The following is a 22587-nucleotide window of genomic DNA, read 5'->3' as shown; positions in this document are numbered from 1 at the left end:
CGTCTCCTTGTCAAGGGTCATTATTTTTGAAACGTTCTGATTAGCACCTTTACATAAGGAACCCAACAACAATCCACTCTATCTATTATTCTATTCGATTCGTATTTTCCCTTCAGCAATGATAAGTTTTCCATCAACGTATATTTCGGGTGTTTTCGTAACTGCATCCAAATGGATTCCCGCATTGATCGTTCCGCCGAAAGAGGTATTTGTTCCAAATGCAATATGGCATGTCCCGTAGACTTTTTCGTCTTCTAATATAGTACCGGTCAATCTCGCCGCACGATTTGTGCCGATGCCAAATTCGCCAACAAGTCTACCGTTTCCGTCACCCAATAAACGCAACAGTTCTTCCCCTTCTGCACCTTCCGCTTCCACAAGCCTACCTTCACGGATCTTCAATAAAACCCGCTGAGCAACTTTTCCGATATCCGCAATCGATCCATCAATTATGATTTCACCGTTCGCAGTCCCTTCAACCGGTGCGATGAATGTTTCTCCGGAAGGTAAGTTGCCTGAATCACCGGGATTTACGAGTAACCCGTTGCTCGCTTTGCTTCGTCTGCCATCAATCGAAAAGGTCAGCGTCTGGCCTTCCGTTCGAATGACAACTTCTTTTCCTTCATCCAAAACTTTTGCCAGCAAGTTCCCATTTTTCTTCACATCCGAATAATCTGCCGTCAATGCGCCTTCCCTTAACATATCCAACGTCAAGCCCGGCATCGTCGCTACGCGTGTATTGCATTTCGCCGCTTCTATCCGCGCTTTCGTATGAGAGATGGAGGCTTCGGTAATGCATAGCGCAGCATCGCAGTTTTTCATCGCATCCGCAACGATGCTCGGCGGTTCGGCGCCAGACTTGCCGCTTGACTCAAACTGGATCAGTACCGTTTCCGCACCGATTTCTTTGCCAGCTTGGTAAAAGAGTTCGCCCGCTTCCCTTTTCGTGGAATCGATGATAATGGCCAGCTTTTCACCTTCAGCTACGTTGACATTTGTTTTCAATACCTTTTTTGCGTTCTCGATCATTTGGATTGATTACCCCCTATCACTCGAAGGCGTTTGTCGGCCTTTGTTAACACTTCCACCCCGTTCTCCGTTACAAGCACATCGTCTTCGATGCGGACGCCGCCGATTTCCGGTATATAGATCCCCGGTTCAATTGTAAAGACCATACCTTGTTCTAGTTTATCACTATTATTTGCATGAATGGAGGGGTATTCATGCAAATCCAGTCCCAATCCATGGCCAAGGCGATGAATGAAATATTGACCAAACCCTTGTTGTTCAATATGTTCTCTTGCAATTCTATCCAGATCGGATATGACTACTCCCGGTTTAACAGCATTGATTGCTTTTTCCAATGCTTCCCTGACAGTTTCATAGATGTGGATCATTTTTTCTGTCGGCTCTCCTAGCACGACCGTTCGGGAAATATCCGCTATGTACCCACCTACACTCACGCCCATATCAAATAGGACAAATGCATTCTCTTCAATCGGCAGTGTGCCCGGTTTTCCATGAGGGAGCGCTGATCGCTTGCCTGATATGACTTTAACATCAAAGCCCAATTTTTGCGCGCCCAGTTTCTTCATCTTATATTCAATTTCAAGTGCCAAGTCTTTTTCGGTTATTTTAGGACTCACTAGACTGATGCCATATTCCAGCGCTTCCTCTGTAATGTCGATCGCCTGTTTCACTTTCTCGATTTCATCTGCGTCCTTTATTTTACGGATGGAGTCTATCCAAGGTCCGATGTCCGTTGACTCGATAGGAGAGACATGCTCGGAAAGCTTTTTGAACCGGTGCAGCGAGAATTGATTTTCTTCCAATGCCACTTTTGAACTTTTCAGCAATGATTGGATGATGACAAACGGATCTTCGTGGTCCTGATAATCCAGTACTTTCCTGACGTCTGCCAGTTCCCCCGCAAGCCTGTCCAAGCTCGGGACAAGCAATGTCGATTCCCCGGAAGCATCGAGTATCAATGCGGTCAGCCGCTCCCGAGGGTTGCTATAGTAGCCGGTGAAATAATAAATGTTGATGTTTGAAGTGATGATGGCCATTTCAACACCATGTTCTTTCATGTGGGAAAGGAGTTTTTCCCTTCTGAACTTATACATACTGTGTCACTCCTTGCTGTTTTTTGGTGTCAAGTGGATAATGACAAGCTACAAAATGCCCCGATTCCTGCTCAGTCAATGGCGGGACCACTTCACTGCATTTTTCGGTTGCGTACATGCATCTTGTACGGAATGTGCATCCGGATGGAGGAGTGACGGGGCTCGGCATATCCCCTTTCAAGATAATCCTGTTCTTTTTGTCTCTCATTTCCGGATCAGGTATCGGGACAGCTGATAGCAGACCTTCTGTATAAGGATGTTTCGTATTGCTGAAGAGTTGTTCCTTGTTTCCGATTTCTACGATTCTTCCAAGATACATGACCGCGATACGATCGCTTATATGCTTGACCGCCGGAAGGCCATGCGCGATAAAGATATACGTTAAGTTATACTCTCTTTGCAGTTTGACCAATAAGTTCAGGACTTGCGATTGAATCGAGACATCCAGTGCAGATACCGGCTCATCACAAACGATCAATTTAGGCTTTAAGGCAAGTGCTCTTGCAATGCCGATCCGCTGTCTCTGTCCTCCACTGAATTCGTGTGGAAAACGGTATGCGTGCGCCTTGTTCAACCCGACAACATCCATCAGTTCGAGCACTTGGTCATACAGTTCCCTCCCCTTCGCCACCCGATGGCTGATCAATGGTTCCGCAATGATATCGAAGACTCTCATCCTAGGATTCAACGATGAGTACGGATCTTGAAAAATCATTTGCAGATCTTTTCTTTTTTTCCTCATCTCTTCATTCGAAAGGGAACGTAAATCGATGCCGTCAAAAATGATGGATCCTTCCGTCGGCTCCATTAATTGCATAATGAGCTTTCCGGTCGTCGACTTTCCACAGCCCGATTCCCCTACGATACCGAGCGTTTCCCCCCTCCTGACAAAAAAGTCGACACCATCGACAGCCTTCAGATAGTGCCTTTCTTTGGAGAACCGCTTTTCCGTCACGTCAAAGGCCATTTTCAAGCCTTTCACTTCTAATAATGGATGATCCAGAGGTTTACCGACTATCGTCATTGATTGACAGCCTCCTTTTCTTTTTGATTCGTATAAAGCAAACAGCGTACACTGCGATCGTTCTCCATCGTTAGCAGTTGCGGCGTTTTCAAGGAACATTCTGGCATTGCCTTTGGACATCTCGGATGAAAAAAACAACCGCTCGGCATTTCTGATGGACTTGGCACAGTTCCTTCTATTGAAATAAGCTCCTCATACATCTCGTGAATTTTCGGAGTACTGTCCAGCAGTCCCTTTGTATAGGGATGATTTGGCTCTTTAAACAAGTCGTGTACATTCGCTTCTTCCACCACTTGTCCTGCATACATGACGATGACCCGATCGGCCATTTCCGCTACAACGCCAAGATCATGGGTGATCAAGATGATGGATGTATCCTGTGCACGGATAAGGTCCTTCATCAGTTCCAGAATTTGCGCCTGTATCGTAACATCCAGCGCAGTTGTAGGTTCATCTGCAATCAACAGCCTCGGATTGCAAGACAGCGCCATGGCAATCATCACACGTTGACGCATGCCGCCGCTCAGCAAATGAGGATAGGATGAATACACCTTTTCAGCTCGAGGTATGCCGACTTTCTGTAACATTTCGATTGCTTTTTCCTTCGCCTGTTTTCGGGAGAGCTTTTGGTGCAGACGGATTGATTCTTCAATTTGGTCCCCTACTATAAACAATGGATTTAAAGAGGTCATCGGCTCTTGAAAGATCATTGAAATGTCATTCCCTCTGATGGCTCTCATTTCTTTGGGTGAAGCAGTGGCCAAGTCCTTCCCGTCAAACAGAATTTTACCGCCTTCAATGCGGCCTGGCGGGGCGATCAATCTCATGATGGAATTCGCGGACACGCTTTTTCCTGAGCCGGATTCCCCTACAATGGCGACGATTTCCCCTTTATTCACACTGAACGAAACATCGTTCACCGCTAGAATCGGTCCGCTGTCTGTCGCAAAGCCGACTTTTAAATTTCTCACTTCCAATAATGCTTTTTCTTTTTGCATATCATCTTCCCCCCTATGCTTTTAAGATCGCGGATCCAGCAAGTCGCGCAGCCAATCTCCCATAAAAATGATTCCCAGCACCGTCATCGTAATGGCAATTCCCGGAAACGTTGCAATCCACCAACTTGTCGCCAAATGATTCCGTCCTTCACTCAACATGCCGCCCCACGAGACGGTAGGTGGCTGAACACCCAATCCTAAAAAACTCAAGGAAGCTTCCAATATTATTGTCGTTGCGACACTTAATGTGGAAATGACGATGAAGGAAGAGAACACATTCGGCAGCACATGTTTAAAAATGATCTGCAAGTTTTTCGTTCCGATGGATCTGGATGCGATGACATAGTCTCTTTCCTTAATGCTCAACACTTCGCCGCGGATCATTCTGGCATAGATGATCCAATTGGTAACGCCGAGCACGATGATTAGTGTCAACAAGCTCGGACCGAGCACGCCTAAGATGACAAGCATGAATAGAATATTCGGGATTGCGAGGAACGCGTCGACGATTCTCATCAGCGCATTATCGATGAAGCCTCCGTAGTAACCTGCAATCAAACCTAAAAAAAGTCCGATGGCACCGGAAACAACAACAGCCATAATACCGACGATCAATGAAATCCGTGTCCCATAGATGACTCTGCTAAAAACATCCCTTCCCAAGTTATCCGTGCCTAACAAGTACTCTTTCATTCCGCCATCCATCCAGGCCGGAGGGAGAAACATGTGAGCTGTATTGATTTGGGCAGGATCATGAGGGGCGATGACCGGAGCGAATATAGCGGTCAAACAAGAAATCAGTACAATAACCAGTCCCGGCAGCCCTAACTTGCTTCGCACCAATGATCGAAAGCCTAGAACAAAACTTTTCGATCGATTTTTCGTAATCCTTCTCTGACTGTCAATCTGAACATTTGTGGTCAAGGTTTTCCCCACCTTAATATTTGATTCTCGGGTCGATAAGTCTATATAAGATATCCGTTAGTAAATTGATGCCGATGACCATCAGGGCAATGACGAAAACAGCTGCTTGCACGACCGCCATATCCCGACCGTTCACGGATTGAACGATAAGCTGCCCGATCCCCGGCCAAGCGAAAACAGTTTCTGTGACCAGCGCTCCAGAAATGACCGAAGACATTTGCAGAGCCATAATCGTAATGACAGGAATCGAAGCGTTCTTAAATGCATGTTTATAGACAACAAAAAACTCCCTCAAGCCTTTGCTTCTCGCCGTCTTAATGTAGTCTTGCTGTAAGATTTCGAGCACGTTCGATCGAACTAATCGCATAATTTCCGCCGCTATTCCAGTACCTAACGTTAGAGCCGGCAGGATGACATGGGCGAAAGATCCTCTTCCAGACACCGGAAAAACTTTCAAATTTACCGCAAATATGAGGATAAGCATGATTCCTACCCAAAAGTTCGGCAACGCTTTTCCTAATACCGAAGTGCTCGAAGCGAAAATGTCGATTAGGGAATTCTTTCTTGTCGCTGACAGAACCCCAAGGGGAATTGCAATAAGTATTGCAATGACCATTGAGTAAAAAGCCAATTCCAATGTGGCCGGCAGCCGTTCCAAGACGAGGGACAAGGCATCCGTGTTGTACCTGAACGACTCTCCAAAATCGCCCTTCAGCAAATTCAACACATAAATTCCGTATTGAACGATAAATGGCTTATTGAGTCCAAGAGCTTCTCTCAGCGTCTCTTTTTCCTCTGCAGTCGCCTCTTCGGGGAGCATCAACGTAACAGGGTCCCCCGCCACATATACTAATCCGAATACAATAAAAGAAATAATGAAGAGGACAGGTATTAATTGCAGCAGCCTCTTATACAAAAATCCCAACATCGTTTTCACCCCTATACATTGAAGGGAGGTATGGGCACCTCCCTCATCGTCTCTCAATATTATTTTTTGTGAATGCTAGGAACATAGAAATGTTCTGTCAGCGAAGCATCGAAAGTAATGTGGTCCCGAATTCCATACGCCGTTTTCATTTGATATAAATTGATATTTGGACGGTCTTCTGCAACAATTTCCTGCATCTTCTGCAATTGCTGCTCTCTTTCTTCCAGATTCATATTTTCCTCAGAAAGGGCAAATAGCTTATCGAATTCCGGGTTACTGTAGTCCGTCATTCCTTTTGCCCCTTCCGTATAGAAATACTCAAGTGCATGAGATCCGTCGAACAAAGAGTTTGATAAACCGATCAAGAACAACTCTTTATTCTGATGGGCATCATACACATCCAAATAACGGCTGTTTTCGAGCAGTTCCAGATTCACTTTAAAGCCGACTTCTTCCAGCATCGTCGCGATAATTTGGGCAACGTCGCTATCCAATGTGTATCTTCCATTCGACGATTGGAGATTGATTTCCACCCCATTCCCATATCCAGCTTCTTCTAGCAATTTTTTCGCACGCTCAGGATCATAGACGAATGAGTTGTTCAAATCGGGGTGGGCTCCCGTTACACCGAAAGGAGTGCCTGTCCTTGTCGGAATTGCCGCGCCTTTGTTAATGTGGTCGACCAATACTTCTTTATTAATGGCAAGGTCGATCGCTTCACGGACGCGTGGGTCGGATGTGACGGAACCTTCCGTATGGCGGACGATCAACTGCATCACCCGAGTTGAATCCCCCTCCGTAATGGAAGTCCCATCGTTATCGTTGATGCGATCCCATTCGGTCGGAGGAACGTTGGAAATTAAATCAACGCCGCCTGCAATCAGTTCACCGACACGCGTCGACGTTTCAGGGATGACTCGGAAAACGACTTTGTCCCATTCCGGCTTCAGTTCAAAATGATCCTTATATGACGTAAGTGTGATATGCGAGTCTTTCGCCCATTCCTTGAATTGATATGGTCCGGAACCGATAGGATTTTTTAAAAAGTGTTCCAACCCATTTTCTTCAATGTATTTCTTCGGCAAAATCCCTAGTCCATTCCGCGAAATACGGTTCAGCATCAACGGTTCCGTCGTCTTCGTATGGATTCTTAACGTCAGTTCATCTACCACTTCGACTTCCTCGAAGTTCGTGAAGTAAGAGTTCCGTTTCAAGGAAGGATCTTTAGCAACCCGCTCAAATGTGAACTTCACATCTTCTGCCGTTAGTGGGTCCCCGTTATGAAAAGTGACGCCAGGTTTCAATTTGAATTCCCATGTTTTGTCGTCAATAATCTGGTAGCTTTCCGCGAGATCCGGCTGAAGCTCAAGCTCGTCTGTCCGCTTATACAGATAGCTGAACATGTTCGTCAGCACGGCTTCAGTGGCGCTGCTCGTCGTATTATGAATGTCAAACGTATCGATGTCGGTCGGCAATCCGATTGTCAATACTTGTTCTTTTGAAGACCCGTCATTTCCATCATTCGAAGAATTTGCTTCGCCCTTATCATTATTGCTGCACGCTCCTAAAACTAGCGAGATAGCAGCAAGCAGCAGGAATACTAGATAATTTCTTTTCAACGTTTTCTCCCCCATTACGTTTTTTGAAATGCTTCCATTCTTCAACTTAGGGTCAAACAGTTTCAGTTAGGGGCTTCCCAACTAGAACGTCACCGTCTTTGATCACTGTTTGTCCATCTACAACTAACGTCACGTCTGTCATGATCAAGTCATAATGGCAAGCTGCGACTACATTCCCGCCTAATGTCAAGCTGGAGCCGATCCCTATATGAACTGAACCGAATACCCCTTCATCTTCCAGCATCGAACCGATGAACTTACATTCCGGATTCAAGCCGACACCGATTTCCGCAATGTTATAGACATTCGGATCGTTTTTAGAAGCAAGATCATCTGAAAGGATTCTCGCTTCTTTTCCGCCTTCAATCGATGTAATCATTCCATCTTTGACAATGGCAGTCACTGGCTCGTCCAGCACGCCAATCCCAAGATAGGGGATGCTCGCATTTGCAACAATCGTCCCGTTTGCTGTTCCTTCAAGCGGAGAAACATTCGCCTCTACGGTCGGCACAGGCGCAAACTGTCCCGGATTCACCATACATGTCATCGCATTGCTCTTTCTGCCAGTTGCCGACATCGTTAAATTGGTTCCATGCGGAGTAGTTAAAATGATTTCACGAGCGTTTTCCAGTATTTCAGCAACGGCATGGCAAATAGGGGCCGCTGCCGGGAAATCTGCTTTCACTCCGCTATCCACCAACATTTGTTCATCGAATTGCGTAAGCATGACGCCTCTTGAACCGTTTGCAACCGCGTTCTTCACAGCTTTCGTATGCGTGATGGATGTATATACCGCACTGATGAAGACATCACTTTCCTTCATTGCCGCAGCCACCACTTTAGGCGGTTCTTGGCTATCCGCTGCCCGCGGTGTAATGACCGCCATCGCCAACTCTCCGCCAGCCGCGTCAACCGCTGCCCCAACTGCTTCTGCAATTTTCAACTGTCTTGGTTCCGTAACAATCAAAACTTGCTCCCCAGGTTTTACACCCGCACACACTTCAACAATCGTTCTCGCACCTTTACCCATTAAGATCTGATTCAATTTTCTGCCCCCTGTAAACTAATAGATTTGCTCAATTCATTTTTCATTATAGGGTAAGAATTTTTAATATTCAATACCATATTCTATAGAATATATAATTGTTTTTTTGTTCTGTTATTGAGATATAATTTTTTAACGTTTTATTTTTTATGAATTTCTCACGTGCAATTATGATTAGAAAACGTAATTTTTACGGGGAGCTCGCACTCATTCAAAAGCCACTTTCACTAATTTCATCATTTTTTTAGCTACTTTTCGCCATAACCACATCTCATGCATCTATACCTTTTCGGAATCAGTTTCCTAGAGGACATGTCATTCAATCGAATCTGCCAGATGGATAAAATAGTTTTCCAGAATAGTTATATTGGTAGGCGTTTTTGGAGGATGAAGAAAGGATTCGTTGCGATGGACCTTGGACGCGGGGAAACAGTCGGAATTCACTTTCCCTTATTCGCGCTGAATGCCTTTGACACATTAGAGGTTGGTATGAGGCGGTATGCGTGAGTTTTGGGATTTATGCGTTTCTAGGCGGGTTTATGCGTCGTTTGTGGGATTAATGCGTATATATCAGAGTTTATGCGCAAATTTCAACGTTTATGCGTTTCTAGAGATGTTTGGGGATGGATGTGGACGTTGCTATATAATTGAAAGATGGTGAGGCGCGATTGATATTAAAAATGGGTTACGACCAGTGTTTCATCCGTCGTACTCTTCATTCGTAGACAATAAAATTTTGGTTTGTTATAATTATGTTGTATATGAATATCATAAAAAGACCGCTTCGATGCGCGAACATCGAAACGGCAAGTCGAATAGATTGATTCCCTTAAGGGGATCAGCGCTACGAGATGAGATAATCCACCCGAGTCGCCTAACACTCAAGGGTGGATTATCTCTTTCGTGACATCGTGTACGATAATGCAATCACACTGACGATTAGTGTTGAAAAGCTAATCGTGATTACAAACGTTTCAAAAATAGTCACGTAGCAGCACCTCCTTTCCGCCGGGAATCTCCCATGAACGGAGTTAGGAAAAGGCGCTGTCCACCCTCGAAAACCAATGCTATTCTCTATCATTATACCATACACCTGTTCTTGTTGTGTCGTTTTGTTGGTCAAATAACATAAGATATCATTTAATGGAATGTCTCTAAGCTTTTTTTGCTTAGAGCTTTTTTTTATGGAGTAAATTGGAGTTGAAGGTATTTATGCGTTTTTCGAGATAAGAGAAGGATCTATAGTCGATTGATTGTGTTGCGGAGGCGATTCGTTGTGTTCCGTGTGGGATTGGTTGCGTTGCGAGAATGGTAGATTGTGTTGCATGGCGAGTTCATTGCGTTGCGACGGTTTGGTTTTGTTGCGCAGGTGATTGATTGCGTTGCGAGGTGGGATGATTGCGTTGCGATGGAGCCTGGACGCGGGAAAACAGTCGAGATTCAATCTTCCCCTATTCGCGCTGAATGCTTTTGACAAATTAGGGGGTAGTATGAGGCGTTATGCATGAGGTTTGGGATTTATGCGTATCTGGGCGGGTTTATGCGTTGTTTGGAGGCGTTATGGACTTTTAGGGGCGGTTATGCGTCGTTTGAGGGATTTATGCGTTGATTTTGGATTTTATGCGTTTTTGGGAGATGGATGCGGAGATTTCTGATTGGTTGGGGATTGGTGAGGCGCGATTGAGAGAAAGAGGGGTTGGGTTCCCCTCCCCCTGTCTTATTTTGTTGCGAATATGTGGACCCAGTAGGTTGTGCCGTTTTGGTCGGTGGCATAGCCGATGCCGATGTTGGTGAAGCGGGACTGGAGAATGTTGGCGCGGTGGCCGGGTGAGTCCATCCAGCCTTGGACGACGGTTTTGGCGGTTGTGTAGCCTTTGGCGATGTTTTCGCCGTAGGCTGTCCAGTCGTATTTGAAGTGGTCGAGCATGTTGCCGACGGAGCCGTAGGTTGGCGAGTTGTGGGCGAAGTAGTTTTTCTGCGCCATGTCTTCGGCTTTGGCTTGGGCGATGGCCGAGAGTGCTTTGTCTTGTTTGAGTGCTGCCAGATTTTGTTGTTGGCGTTCATTGTTTACTAGATTGATGGTTTGTGCTGCTTGCGCGTCGTCCATTTGGCTTGGGGGCGGCTCAGGGATGGAGTAGACTTTTTCGACGTATTTTTGTTGGGCTTGGTCATAGTAGATTTCGCCGGATTTGCGTTTCGCGTCGAATTCGATGGCTCGCTGGATGAAGGCAGCCATGTGTGCGCGTGATACGGGATCGTTCGGCTTGAATTCCCCGCCTTGTTCGGTTGTTGTAATGCCGAGTTCAGCGATGGTTGTAATGTAGCTATGGTAGCCGTTTATTTTACGGACGTCGCTGAAGGTGACCAGGTCGTTGTCGTCTACTGTGATATTGTAGGCGAGTGTGATGATTTTGGCCATTTGCCCGCGTGTGAGTGATGCGTTCGGGTTGAAGGATTCGCCGTTGTTGAAGATGCCGCGTTCGGTGAGTGCGCGGATATGGTCGTATGCGCCGTGTGCCGGGGTGACGTCATTGAAGTCCGGCGTGAAGTTTTGTGTTGGCTTCGTTTTTGTTGCGAGTGCGACGATTTTAGCGGCTTGGGCGCGCGTTACGGGTTGGTTGAGTTTGTATGTGCCGTCCGGGTAGCCGTTGATGATGCCAAGATCTGAGATTGCGTCGATCGGCTCGTATGCCCAGTGGGATTTCGGGACGTCCGTGAAGGATGCCGCTTGTGCTGGTTGGATTGCGGGTGTGAGCAACAGTGCGGTAGTTAGAAGTGCGGTTTGCATTCGTAGTTTCATAGATGTTTGCCTCCTTTTCTATGATTATACTGTTTTTTTGATAGAGAACGGAGGGAAATGGTGGTGTTATTTATATTTTTGGGGAGTTATGCGGGAGTTCTGAGATTTAGAGTTTTTAGAAAGCCTTCCAAAACGTACAACCGCTCCCAATTTCGAGAGCGGCTTTTTCTTCTTACTTTTTCAATGTTCTCCCATAATCCTGATCATCCATCCCAATATACGTCGGTCCGAAGATAGCCAATCCCTCTTTTGTCGTCCAAATCTCTGGAGACGGAAAGGCGATGACAGCAACCTTCATTCCAGTTTGGCATTGCGGGTTTAGTATTGGCTCGCCATTCTCACAATCTAAGATTGATATAATGGTAGGGATGATTGAAATGAGCTCATCTCCCTTTCTAGCAATCATATTTTCATTTCTAAACCAAATAGTCCAAGTTTCTTGAGTTTGACTATCCTTTATGAGGATTGTTCCCTCAATAAACCCATTCGCATCATGCCATTCAGAGTCAATGATAACCCCGTTAGTAAGCAGCCTTGCATCTGCCTCTTTTAAAATCGAGGTAATGGGGTCGTTTTGTTGTCCAACTCTTCTAGCATATCCGATGCTTCCTGCTCGGGATAATGTATCTGGAATGATATATTCTCTAAACCTTTTTCCATCGAGTGGGTGATCACATATTCCTGCAATGTTTCCTGAAATCATTGCAAAGGAGCGCGCTATTTGGTCGGCACGATCATGATTGACAACAGATTCTACAATTATATGATCGCCATATCGACTCGCCAGCGCAAAAGGAGTTATGGAAGCTCCATGCACATTAAATGTTGTGTGTGCTAAATCAGGGACAGCCCGCCCTGCAGGGTCCCCATCCACTAAAGGAAGTTGCATAGTTGCAGCTACATCCATTGCCCATGCCGTATTTCCACCGAGTTCCGTCGCACAGATAGCATCCACATCTTTACCAAGGTGATTTTGTAATGCTTCGGCTGCAAAAACGGAAGGGTTTCCGGGCAACTCTTTTAGTCCACGGAGTTTATCCATTACTTCTTCGCTCGGTGGAGCAACAGACCCGACATAATATGGGGAGACTATAAGCCAATCATCTTTGATTTCATCAACAGTAACAATTCGGATTGATTGGCCGCGCTCATAAATATTCCGGACGAGCTTCAAACCTTCTTCTAAACTCCCCCCTCCTCCGGCTCCCAATATACAGGCACCATAAAGAATGTCTTCCGCTTCTTGCAAACTAATCTCTCTCACAAAGTACTACCACCTTTAATTCTATTAGGTTACTTCTGTCACTTCACACAAATTATTCTTTTAATTTAACCTCAGTGAATTGATCCGGCTTTATTTTTCGTTTTATGTTCATTGCCACTAAGTATAAAATCATTGAAATGAATAATGATTGAACCGCGGGAATTCCCCACTCATGGACATACTGGGACCAGTAAGCAATTGCAATGCCTATACTCATTGTAATTGTAGCAATCCAGTTCCATCCTGGATTGTCCGTGTATGTTTGTTTGCGGATGAAGAAAAAGTCTGCAATCATCACTCCGGCAATCGGACCGTAAATAATACCCGACACGTAAAGAAAATCTTCGAAATACTGCAATACACCACCCAATGCTAAACCGATTCCAATAATTGTCCCAATCAGCGTAAGAATTGCCCGTCCTTTACCTGAATTGATATTGAATGTGTTAGCCATGGAAAGCCCCATACTGTAACTGTTGACAATCTGGCTTGTCCATGTCGACAACCAAAGGATCAAGAATCCCCAAACCGGAAAATTGAGATTCATCATAATCTGTACAATATCAGCTTCTCCGGTTCCGACAGACATGATAGCCCCTACCAAAAATAACGGAAACCCGACTCCAATAATGCCAAGTGGAATAATTACATTATCCTTTACCTTCGGCTTTGCGTATCGCGTGTAATCCTGAACACCTACCCATTGAGACACATTCATCCCTAATACTAGACTGATACCCGCCATGAAAGTTATCGTCTGCTCCGGCTGCCACGATGCGATGGATGACCATCCCTCGTTCTTCATTACTAAATAAATGCCCGTCGCAACAAGCAATAAACCCGCAGGAACTGCAACGATATCTGTCCATTTCATCGAAGAATAGCCAAGTATTGACGGTAGGGCAAATAACAATCCACATATTGTCGTAATGAGCGCAAGCATTCCAAAGTTGTTCTTATAATCTATGCCGAACATTGCTGCAATCGCTTCACCTGTTACTGCGGTTTGAAGTGCCCACCAACCGAGACCTACGAAAAACGTGATCAAGCCTATAATCCATCGAGCTTGTACATGGCCGAAACTGCTTCGGGCAAGAACAGACGAAGCAATTCCCGTCTTTGCCCCCATATAGCCAGTCACAGCATTTCCAATCCACTGAATTACGAAAAGAGAGATGAATAAAATCCAAAAGACCTTGGAAATTCCGAAGTTTACAGCGAGCACAGCACCTGTCAATAAGACCGGGATGGAGAATTCCAATCCCCCAAAAATCATGGCAGGAAAGATCCAATGTTGCCTTTCTTGCAAAGGTACCGCTACCAATGCCTCATCAGACTGCTTTTGTCCAGTCTTCTTTTCTTTGGTACTCATAGCTCCCCAGCCTCCCTAACCTGCAATCTCTCTTTTGTTTCACCTACCAATTCCAATGTTTTCGGGTTCAGTAAGACTCCAAACTTCTCCTCAGCATCCAAAATGGAGAAGTAACCATTTTTCACATCGTGCTGTACTTTCGACGCATCCCTTTTAAACGGACTACCGTAACCTCCGCCCGTCCCTGTTCGTAGTTCTATAATATCTCCCTCGTTCAGAGGATATCTTGCATACATTCCATAAGGACCATCCATTTCCCCATCGTTCTTTATGATCGAAAACTCATTCGGCGAGCCTTCTTCTCCCCCATTAACACCCCATGGAGCATAGAGATGACGTCCATAAGTGACGGTAGCCATTTGCGCATCCGTCAATGCCCGATACGATCGAATGACACCCGATCCCCCGATAAATTCACCGGCGCCTTTCCCATCACAACGAAGACGGTAAGAGTCCACCATCACGCCATAACGCGCTTCTGCCACTTCAACCGGGATATTGTATGTCTCGCCGTCCCCAATACAAAACTGTCCCCTTGCTCCATCCTGTCCACTCCCTGCCCCCCATCCGCCAACAGAAGGCTCTACGATAAGGAAGTCGTCATCCGTGTCATGATGTTTCCCGGCCAATGTAACAGAACAAACCGATAAGAAATGGCCTGCCGTCAACTGCGTAGGCAAAATAGGAGCGAGCGCCTGCCAAACTAAATCTCCACCGGATGATCCGCTTTCCCAGTAGTTCGATACTGGAGCTGGCCGTTCAGCAGAAAAGATCGAGCCTTTGTCCACAATCACTTCTAATGGGCGGAATACACCATCGTTTACATCTTGGGAAGGGTTTGTAATCGCCAAAAATACCGTTCTCACATCCGTCACCAATGTTGTATAGGAACCGTTTACCGGACCAGGTACTTGTGGGTGGCTTCCACGGAAATCGCATATGAATTGATCATCCGTAATCGTCACTTTCACCTGGATAGGGAAGGGTCCATTGCCAAGGCCATCCCCATCAATAAAATTGGTAGCCGTATAGACACCATTTGGAAGGTTCAATATTGAGTTTCTTGCCATTTTTTCACCTTGATCTAATAGCAGTTCGATTGTAGCGGAAACCGTCTCTTTTGAATACTTGTCATATAGTTCATTAAAACGCTTTTCCCCGATTTTCAGTGCAGCGATTTGCGCCCGCATATCACCTATTGATAATTCAGGGAACCGAACATTCGATTTGATCATTTCGACAAGCGCCTTATTCTCTTTTCCGCCGTCAACTATTTTAATACACGGGAACTGCAAACCTTCCTGGTAAATGTCAGTTGAATCATTTGTAAAGGAACCGATGTCTTTCCCGCCAACCTCGGTCCAGTGCGCTTTATTTGCCGAAAATCCGATTAATTCATGATCATGGAAGATCGGCATAACAAGGCCGACGTCAGATAGATGTGTTCCTCCGCCACCATATGGATCATTAATGATAAAAATATCACCAGGATTAATATCGCCTTCTCCAAAATACCTGTAAAGCACATCTTTTACCATGTAGCTTAACGTACCGATAAACCCGGCTACTCCGTTGCCTTGCGTAAGAAGTTGCCCTTTGTTATCCGTTAACCCACAAGCGAAATCCAGTACCTCATAAATGATCGGACTCATGGAAGTACGGGCTAGTGTATAGAACATTTCATCTCCGATAGACAGTAACGTATCCTTAACAATCTCAAGTGTGAACGGATCTTGCGATATGCGTTCATGCATTTGTTTGCACCCCCGTATCAATGATTAAGTTTCCGTAAACATCCGCGTGCAGCGATTGGCCCTTCTCGATAATTGTGACAGCTGCTTTTTCCTCCACGATTAGCGGCCCGTTGATCACTTGTTCAGTCGGCAGCAATTCACGATCATAAATCGGTGTTTCAATCCAACCGATTTGTTCAAAATAAACAGGTCGGATTTCCTTAATCGCATCAGTTAGAGTACCTTGTTTCTCCACATTTGCTAACTCTGGTTTCTTCACTTGTCCTAATGCGGTAACATGCAAACCGACAATCTCACATTGGGCATCCTCTAAACGGAAGGTATAGTTCTTTTCATGTAATTGATGGAAACGCTCCTTTACCTCTTCCACAATCTGTTCATTCCACTCATCTTCCGGAACGGAGACTTTAACTGTATGCTCCTGCCCTACATACCGGATATCAACAAATCGCAAAAACAGTATCGGTTCCTCTACCCCATCACTTTCAAAAGTAGCAAGCAACCGGTTTTCAATCGAAGTCCATTCTTGTGAGATCTCTTCAAAATCTAATTCCGATAGAATACTTTTGTATGTAACTACGGAATCCTGCCGTAAGTCTGTCATGAGCATGCCCCAAGCGGAAAATACAGGAGATGCGAAGGGTATGATTACTTTATTCACGCCCAATTCTTTAGCTAAAGCCGCAGCGTGCATGGAACCTCCTCCACCGAAAGCGACCATTGCGAAACGTCGAGGATCATGCCCTTTTCGTATTGAAATTAACTTCAAGGCAGTTAGCATATTAGCATTGGCAATGCGAATGATGCCCAGGGCCGCTTCGACTGCAGACAAGGAGTAGGGATTGCCGATCTTTTCTTTAATCACCTTTTCAATAACATTGAGATTGACTGGATAATCAAAGTTTTTCGGAGACAGTCTACCAGTCAATAAATTGGCATCCGTCGTAGTCGGTTCTGTACCCCCTTGTCCATATGCTATTGGCCCAGGTTGTGAACCAGCGGACTGAGGTCCAACCTTCAACGAACCGACTTCATCAATCCAGGCAATCGACCCGCCGCCGTTGCCAATTTCCACAATATCGACGACCGGTACTTTCACTGGATAGCCAGCACGTTTACTATCCTTTTCGATATAGTAATCTGTGGACACTTTCATTTCGCCCTCTTCAATCAACGAACATTTTGCCGTTGTTCCACCAATATCAAATGCAATAATGTTATGCTCACCTATTTCTTTGCCAAGGACTGCCGAACCATATACACCCGCTACCGGACCGGACTCTAACATATAGAGCGGCAATTCCTTTGCATGCTCAAATGTAGTAGTGCCTCCATTAGACTGCATAATGTAATTTCTGCTTGGAGCCAATTGTTTCAACTCATCGTTTAATTTATTGATATACGTCGAAGCGATCGGTTTTACATAGGCATTCAAAACGGTGCTGCTCGTTCTTTCATATTCCCGCCATTCCCTCGTCACCTCATATGAAGCGCTTACAAACACTTCTGGCCATTGTGATTCAATGAACTCCTTTGTTCGCCGCTCATGATCTGGGTTCAAATAGGAATGAAGATAGACGATTGCAATCGCTTCGACTTGTTCCTTTTTCAATTCATCAATAATTGTAAGCAGCTCATCAGTATTTAATGGGGCTAGTACTTCGCCCTTCGCATTCAACCGTTCGTTCACTTCTTTGCGCAAATAGCGTTCCACAAAAGGAGTAGGCTTTTCATATCTAACATTAAATAGATCCGGTCGATTTCCTCTAGCAATCTCCAATACATCGCGGAAGCCCTTTGTCGTGATCAATGCCGTCTTGACGCCTTTTCGTTCTGTAATCGCATTAATGACTACCGTACTTCCATGGATGAATTCCTCTATTTCCGAAGCATTAATCCCGCTCTTCCGAATAACTTCGAGTACTCCTTTTTCAAAGTTCGGTGGCGTTGTTGAACTCTTTTCAACTTGAACATTCCCTTTTTCATCTACATACACTAAATCCGTAAATGTTCCACCGATATCTGTTGCAACTCTCATTTCGCTTGCCTCCCCTTGTCTTAAAATAACAGCTGCGTCATCACACAAAGCAGAACTGCTTCTTCATCTGTTGGATTTTCATAATCATGCGGCAATCGCGATGGGAAATGAATCGACTCTCCCTGCCGAACATCATATATTTCGTTATCTATCGTAAAACGAACCGTTCCATTTAATACGTAGTAAAACTCCTCCCCAGGATGCGAATCATCATATTCTTTTTGCTGATTGGGCCCCAAGGTTACGATTAACGACTCCATACTTCGATTCTGAAACTGTCCGCTCAATTTTATAAACCCATTATCAACCGTGTTAATCCAAAACTTCTTTTGCTCATTTTTCGATATATGAAATTTGCGATCAATTTTTGGACTCTCGAAAAAATACGTAATGTCTACCTCAAATGCATCGGCAATCTTTTTCAAAGACGTGATCGCCAAAGACGTGGACCCACGCTCTATTAAAGAAAGAAAACCTGCTGAGAGGTTTGTCTTTTCACTTAACTCTTTTAACGTTAAGTTCCTTTCCTTACGCAATCTATGGATTTTTCCATGAATATCTTCCATCTAGACACCCTCTTTTTTAATATATATAACTTTTTTAAATATATTTAATTTATTTTATACTACTTCGGCACTTCCAATTTGTCAATCTATTAAAATTTATTTGTGAAAATTCTTTTCAACACGAAAACACCTTTTGTAAACAAACCAAAAGGTGTTGATAACTCATTTTGTTTTTAGGAAAAATTTATTTTTTCGCTTTTTAACCAGTGCAACTTCATTGTGTTGGAGAGACCTGATTTTGTTAGGTCCGTGTTCGCATCCAGGCTGGGCAGATTTATGCGTATTTGGAGGGGGTTATGCGTGATGTAGTGATCGAGCCGTCTTTAGGACGGCTTGAGTTTGGTTTTTCGTTTTTTCCATAGATCTTCGGCGGCGCCGGAGCCTAGGATGACGCCAATTATGATGAGGATGAAGCCGAATAGGTGACGGCTTGTGATGATTTCTCCTAGGAAGATGGCCGAGCCTGTCAGGGCGAAAAGTGTGTTCATGTTCATGAAGATGGCGGCTTTGGCGGGGCCGACTTGTCCGACTGAATAGTTGTAGAGCATATGCCCTACGGCTGTTCCGAAAACGGCACTTGCGGCGAAGACTGCCCAGAAGCTTGGCGGCACGGTTGTGAATTTGATGAGTTCGCCGGGCTCTTGGATGAGGCTGATGACGAACAGGATGATGCTGCCAATCGTGAGCATGTACGCGGTGAGCAGTCTTGGGTCGAGCGTTCTTGCCGCCTTCGCGATTACCAAAAACGAAAGGACTTGTGCAAGGATCGAAATGAAGATGAAAGCGTCTCCGAGTTTGAGGCCGGTGAATCCTTCGCCAGCAGCAAGGACGACGGAGCTGATGCCGATGAAGCCTACTGCTGCGCCGATCCATTGGATTTTGGTCGGGTAGTTGCGCAGGATGAGTGCTGTGCATATTGCTGTTAGGACGGGGCCGGTTCCGAGGATGAGGCTGGCGTTGGTGCCGGTTGTTCGGAAGAGGCCCATGTTGAGGAAGTAGTGGTGGAGAACTACGTTGAGTATGGCTCCGCCGATGATGTATGTCCATTCCTTTTTCGTTGGGAGACGAAGGAGTTTGAATGCTCCGAGGATGGCGAACACGGTGATGCTAGCTGTAAATATGCGGAGTGCTGTCATGGTGACGGGATGCATGTATTCGAGCATGTATTTGAGCATGGGGAGGTTGAGTCCCCAGAGCAGCATGGTTGTGGTGAGGAGTGCATAGATTTTCCACATGTTGGTGTCCTTCTTTCTAGTGATGGTAAGAGTCTAGTTTAGCATATTGGGCGGAGGTAACGGGCGGTTATGCGTGAATTTTGGAGATTATGCGTGTTTTGGCGGAGTTATGCGTGATTGTGGGAGTTTATGCGTAAGTTTTTAAGATTATGCGTTTCTGGAGGGATTTATGCGTGAGTAAGGGTTCGCGGGTAGTAGTATAGGCTCGATTCCCTGTTCGCGCGAAATGGTTTGACAAATTAAGGGGTTGGTTGAAGGTACAATAAACTTTACAAGAAAAGAGAATGCTAGTTCGCTTTTGGTAGGACGGAATGATAGAATAGAAGTTGCAGTGGCATAAGCGGATGGACGGTTGGCACTCCTGTAAAAGGGGGTGATATAATGGGAACATACGAAGCTATAAATATTTTGATTCAATTTTTTATAGCGATTGCAACGGCGGTTACGACTGTTGTGGCAATTGTTGTATTGTTCACCACTAGACAAAAATAACCCCATCCGATACACTTTGGCACAGTGTGATGGGGTTACTCTCCATTGACCTGGCCAACCGCACTTCATGCGGATGTCAGCTACATTGACTGGGCGTTGTGCGACGCTCAGTCTTTTTTAGTATATGTCAATTATAACATACGTATAATCGGATTTCACTTTCTATAATCGCGGGTGGTTCGCAAAGGCGTCGACCGTCTCCCTGTTCGCGCCACATGGTTTTGACAAATTAAGGGGCGGATTGAAGGCGTTATGCGTAAGTTTTGGGATTTATGCGTGATTGGCGGCGTTTATGCGTAACTGGGCGGGTTTATGCGTAGATTGTAGAATTTATGCGTGAGTTTCTCAGTTTATGCGTTTTTGGATGGGAAAAGCGGACTCTCCGTTGTGGGGTCCGCTTTTCGTTTAGAATCTGAAGGCTTTTCGCTGGATGGCGAGGGAGCCGATGATGTAGGCGAGCAGGGACAGGACGACGGGGATCGTGACTGTGTGGACGCCTAGTAGATTGCCGTATTCTGCGTTGTAGAAGTGGATTGCGATATAAGATGCCATACCGGTGATCATGCTGAGTATGGCTCCGTGTTTGTTGCCGTATTTCCAGTAGAGCCCGAGGACGATTGGCCAGATGAAGGCGGCTTCGAGTCCTCCGAAGGCGAATAGGTTCAGGAAGATGAGCAGGTCGGGCGGCTGTAGGGCGAGTAGGAAGACAATGATTCCTAGGATGCCGGTGACGCCGAAGCTTATTTGTTTGACCCGCTTTTCGGTTGCTTCCGGTTTGATGAAGTTCAGGTAGACGTCTTTGACGATCGCTGAGCTGACGAGCAGCAACAGTGAATCGACGGTCGACATGATGGCCGCCATTGGTGCCGCGAGGACGATACCGGCTAGCCATGGGGGCAAAACTTCGAGCGCGATTAACGGAATGACTTTGTCCCCTACGTCGATGCCCGGCATGACGGGTCTTGCGAAGACGCCGATCAGGTGCATGTTGAGCATGATGAAGCCGGTAACGATGGTGCCGATGACGAGTGCCCGGTGCATGGCGCGGGAGCTTTTGTAGCTCATTGCGCGGACGGCCATTTGCGGAAGGCCGACGACGCCGACGCCGACGAGTATCCAGAAGGAAGATACGTATGCGGCTGAAAGCGATCCGTCTGCCCCGAATGGCGTGACGAGTCTCGGGTTTTCATTCAATAAATCTTGCATGATGGCTGGGACTCCCCCGCCCGCGATGATGACGCCGATGAGCAGGATGAGTGTGCCGACGACCATGATTGCGCCTTGGACAGCGTCGGTCAGAGCGACGGCGCGGAATCCGCCGATCACGACGTAGACGAGGACGGAGATCGCGAAGATGAATAGCGCCGTTGTATATTGAAGCCCGGTGAGCGATTCAATGAGCCGTCCGCCGCCGACCCATTGCGCGGTCATGGCGGAGAATAGGAAAATGATGATGGCGATGGCTGATAGAATCGCGACGGCTGGGCTATTGTAGCGTGCTTTCAGGAAGTCGATCATTGTGACGGCGTTGTATTTACGTGCCAGGATTGCGAATTTTTTTCCTAGGATGAGCAGGACAAAATAGCCGGTGACGACTTGGGTCATGGCAAGCAGAATCCAGCCGAAGCCAACTGTGTAGGCGGTTCCGGGTCCCCCGAGGAAGCTGGATGCGCTGCCGTATGTCGCGACCATTGTCATGGCGAGGACGAATCCTCCTAGTTCGCGTCCTCCGAGGAAGTATTCTTGGAGAAATCCGCCGCCTGAGCTCATTTGTTTCGATGCGATGAAGCCGATAGCAAAGATCGCGATCAGGAAGATGAGTAGCGGGATGATGACTTGGATGTTCATAGTTTAGGCGATTCCTCCTTTGCTTCATTGTATAGATCCGCGTATGGGTCCGCGTCGAGCGGGACTTCTTTTAGGACGAATTTGGTGATGACGATGACGAGTGCGGACATCAGGATGAAGCCGATGACGCAGCTATAGAAGAACCAGTCTGGCAAGCCGAGGATGTATGTATATTCTTCAGGTGGGCGGGATCCGAGTCCGTAGGCGAAGCCGTACCACCAGATGAAGTTGAAGATGGCGAGTGCGACGCCGATGAGCGCTTCGCGGTGCGCGATTTTGAAACGCGGGTCGGGCTTATAGTGTTGCGATGCTTTTTTGTTGGCGGGCATTTTTGGATGCTCCTTTCGTTTCGTGTTCTTGAGGTTGATTATACAGGATTTTCTTGTTTGTGGGAGGGGGAATTGGAGATTAATAGGTATCGGGAGTGCGGATGCGGGGCGGTTATGCGTGAGTTTTGCGATTTATGCGTGGGGGTCTGCGTTTATGCGTAAAAAATTGGATTTATGCGCGATTCGACGGATTTATGGACTTTTGCGGGCGTTTATGCGTTTTTCGGC

At 46.1% G+C, this 22587-nt stretch carries 18 protein-coding genes; all 18 read right to left on the bottom strand.

The features are described from left to right. Positions 1-90: 90 nt before the first annotated feature. The 18 genes from AWV70_RS11460 to AWV70_RS11380 all read right to left on the bottom strand — a co-directional run bounded on the left by AWV70_RS11460 (position 91) and on the right by AWV70_RS11380 (position 22359). Positions 91-1029, bottom strand: coding sequence for an aminopeptidase (locus tag AWV70_RS11460; RefSeq protein WP_082713580.1), 939 nt, complete (start codon positions 1027-1029; stop codon positions 91-93). Beyond that, on the bottom strand, positions 1026-2123 hold the full coding sequence (locus AWV70_RS11455; RefSeq protein ID WP_060207169.1) for a M24 family metallopeptidase: 1098 nt from the start codon (positions 2121-2123) through the stop codon (positions 1026-1028). The genes AWV70_RS11460 and AWV70_RS11455 overlap by 4 nt, the downstream gene beginning before the upstream one ends. Further along, positions 2116-3147 (bottom strand): ABC transporter ATP-binding protein, encoded by a 1032-nt coding sequence (locus AWV70_RS11450; protein WP_060207167.1) that lies wholly within the window; start codon positions 3145-3147, stop codon positions 2116-2118. Before AWV70_RS11450 ends, AWV70_RS11455 begins: the two co-directional genes overlap by 8 nt. Continuing rightward, positions 3144-4145: an ABC transporter ATP-binding protein gene (locus AWV70_RS11445; protein WP_060207165.1), complete on the bottom strand. Its 1002-nt coding sequence runs from the start codon at positions 4143-4145 to the stop codon at positions 3144-3146. The genes AWV70_RS11450 and AWV70_RS11445 overlap by 4 nt, the downstream gene beginning before the upstream one ends. Positions 4146-4166: 21 nt before the next feature. Beyond that, positions 4167-5033: an ABC transporter permease gene (locus AWV70_RS11440; RefSeq protein ID WP_414714831.1), complete on the bottom strand. Its 867-nt coding sequence runs from the start codon at positions 5031-5033 to the stop codon at positions 4167-4169. 49 nt (positions 5034-5082) lie between these two features. Continuing rightward, positions 5083-5997, bottom strand: coding sequence for an ABC transporter permease (locus tag AWV70_RS11435; protein WP_060207163.1), 915 nt, complete (start codon positions 5995-5997; stop codon positions 5083-5085). 59 nt (positions 5998-6056) lie between these two features. Further along, entirely contained in the window at positions 6057-7616 is a 1560-nt protein-coding gene (locus AWV70_RS11430) for an ABC transporter substrate-binding protein (protein ID WP_060207161.1), read from the bottom strand. Positions 7617-7668: 52 nt separating this feature from the next. Further along, a complete protein-coding gene (locus tag AWV70_RS11425) occupies positions 7669-8661 on the bottom strand; it encodes an aminopeptidase (protein WP_060207159.1) in 993 nt (330 codons plus the stop codon). An 892-nt stretch (positions 8662-9553) separates the two neighbouring features. Continuing rightward, a complete protein-coding gene (locus AWV70_RS24540) occupies positions 9554-9649 on the bottom strand; it encodes a putative holin-like toxin (RefSeq protein ID WP_235588635.1) in 96 nt (31 codons plus the stop codon). Between the two features lie 729 nt (positions 9650-10378). Continuing rightward, a complete protein-coding gene (locus AWV70_RS11420) occupies positions 10379-11461 on the bottom strand; it encodes an S-layer homology domain-containing protein (protein ID WP_060207158.1) in 1083 nt (360 codons plus the stop codon). A 172-nt stretch (positions 11462-11633) separates the two neighbouring features. Further along, on the bottom strand, positions 11634-12725 hold the full coding sequence (locus tag AWV70_RS11415) for a DUF917 domain-containing protein (RefSeq protein ID WP_060207156.1): 1092 nt from the start codon (positions 12723-12725) through the stop codon (positions 11634-11636). 52 nt (positions 12726-12777) lie between these two features. Further along, on the bottom strand, positions 12778-14097 hold the full coding sequence (locus AWV70_RS11410; protein WP_060207154.1) for a purine-cytosine permease family protein: 1320 nt from the start codon (positions 14095-14097) through the stop codon (positions 12778-12780). Beyond that, entirely contained in the window at positions 14094-15851 is a 1758-nt protein-coding gene (locus tag AWV70_RS11405; RefSeq protein WP_060207152.1) for a hydantoinase B/oxoprolinase family protein, read from the bottom strand. Before AWV70_RS11405 ends, AWV70_RS11410 begins: the two co-directional genes overlap by 4 nt. Next, on the bottom strand, positions 15844-17889 hold the full coding sequence (locus tag AWV70_RS11400) for a hydantoinase/oxoprolinase family protein (RefSeq protein WP_060207150.1): 2046 nt from the start codon (positions 17887-17889) through the stop codon (positions 15844-15846). The genes AWV70_RS11405 and AWV70_RS11400 overlap by 8 nt, the downstream gene beginning before the upstream one ends. A 20-nt stretch (positions 17890-17909) precedes the next feature. Beyond that, positions 17910-18455 (bottom strand): helix-turn-helix domain-containing protein, encoded by a 546-nt coding sequence (locus AWV70_RS11395; protein WP_060207148.1) that lies wholly within the window; start codon positions 18453-18455, stop codon positions 17910-17912. Between the two features lie 323 nt (positions 18456-18778). After that, entirely contained in the window at positions 18779-19690 is a 912-nt protein-coding gene (locus AWV70_RS11390) for a DMT family transporter (protein WP_060207146.1), read from the bottom strand. 897 nt (positions 19691-20587) lie between these two features. After that, positions 20588-22030 carry a sodium/pantothenate symporter gene (gene panF / locus AWV70_RS11385; protein WP_060207144.1) on the bottom strand — a complete coding sequence of 481 codons (1443 nt, stop codon included), beginning with the start codon at positions 22028-22030 and terminating at the stop codon, positions 20588-20590. Further along, the gene (locus AWV70_RS11380) at positions 22027-22359 is read right to left on the bottom strand and encodes a YhdT family protein (RefSeq protein ID WP_060207143.1); all 333 of its coding nucleotides are present in this window, start codon (positions 22357-22359) and stop codon (positions 22027-22029) included. Before AWV70_RS11380 ends, panF begins: the two co-directional genes overlap by 4 nt. Positions 22360-22587 lie beyond the last annotated feature (228 nt).

The organism is Sporosarcina koreensis, assembly GCF_001531445.1.
GTDB classification, from domain to species: Bacteria; Bacillota; Bacilli; order Bacillales_A; family Planococcaceae; genus Sporosarcina; species Sporosarcina koreensis_C.
This window is presented reverse-complemented; position numbering and strand designations above follow the sequence as displayed.

Bases quoted from the DNA above. Each gene is read 5' to 3' on its own strand.
- AWV70_RS11400 (WP_060207150.1), bottom strand. From the start codon at position 17,889: ATGAGAGTTGCAACAGATATCGGTGGAACATTTACGGATTTAGTGTAT.
- AWV70_RS11405 (WP_060207152.1), bottom strand. From the start codon at position 15,851: ATGCATGAACGCATATCGCAAGATCCGTTCACACTTGAGATTGTTAAG.
- AWV70_RS11420 (WP_060207158.1), bottom strand. From the start codon at position 11,461: ATGAAACTACGAATGCAAACCGCACTTCTAACTACCGCACTGTTGCTC.
- AWV70_RS11445 (WP_060207165.1), bottom strand. From the start codon at position 4,145: ATGCAAAAAGAAAAAGCATTATTGGAAGTGAGAAATTTAAAAGTCGGC.
- AWV70_RS11395 (WP_060207148.1), bottom strand. From the start codon at position 18,455: ATGGAAGATATTCATGGAAAAATCCATAGATTGCGTAAGGAAAGGAAC.
- AWV70_RS11435 (WP_060207163.1), bottom strand. From the start codon at position 5,997: ATGTTGGGATTTTTGTATAAGAGGCTGCTGCAATTAATACCTGTCCTC.
- panF (WP_060207144.1), bottom strand. From the start codon at position 22,030: ATGAACATCCAAGTCATCATCCCGCTACTCATCTTCCTGATCGCGATC.
- AWV70_RS11390 (WP_060207146.1), bottom strand. From the start codon at position 19,690: ATGTGGAAAATCTATGCACTCCTCACCACAACCATGCTGCTCTGGGGA.
- AWV70_RS11450 (WP_060207167.1), bottom strand. From the start codon at position 3,147: ATGACGATAGTCGGTAAACCTCTGGATCATCCATTATTAGAAGTGAAA.
- AWV70_RS11380 (WP_060207143.1), bottom strand. From the start codon at position 22,359: ATGCCCGCCAACAAAAAAGCATCGCAACACTATAAGCCCGACCCGCGT.
- AWV70_RS11410 (WP_060207154.1), bottom strand. From the start codon at position 14,097: ATGAGTACCAAAGAAAAGAAGACTGGACAAAAGCAGTCTGATGAGGCA.
- AWV70_RS11460 (WP_082713580.1), bottom strand. From the start codon at position 1,029: ATGATCGAGAACGCAAAAAAGGTATTGAAAACAAATGTCAACGTAGCT.
- AWV70_RS11455 (WP_060207169.1), bottom strand. From the start codon at position 2,123: ATGTATAAGTTCAGAAGGGAAAAACTCCTTTCCCACATGAAAGAACAT.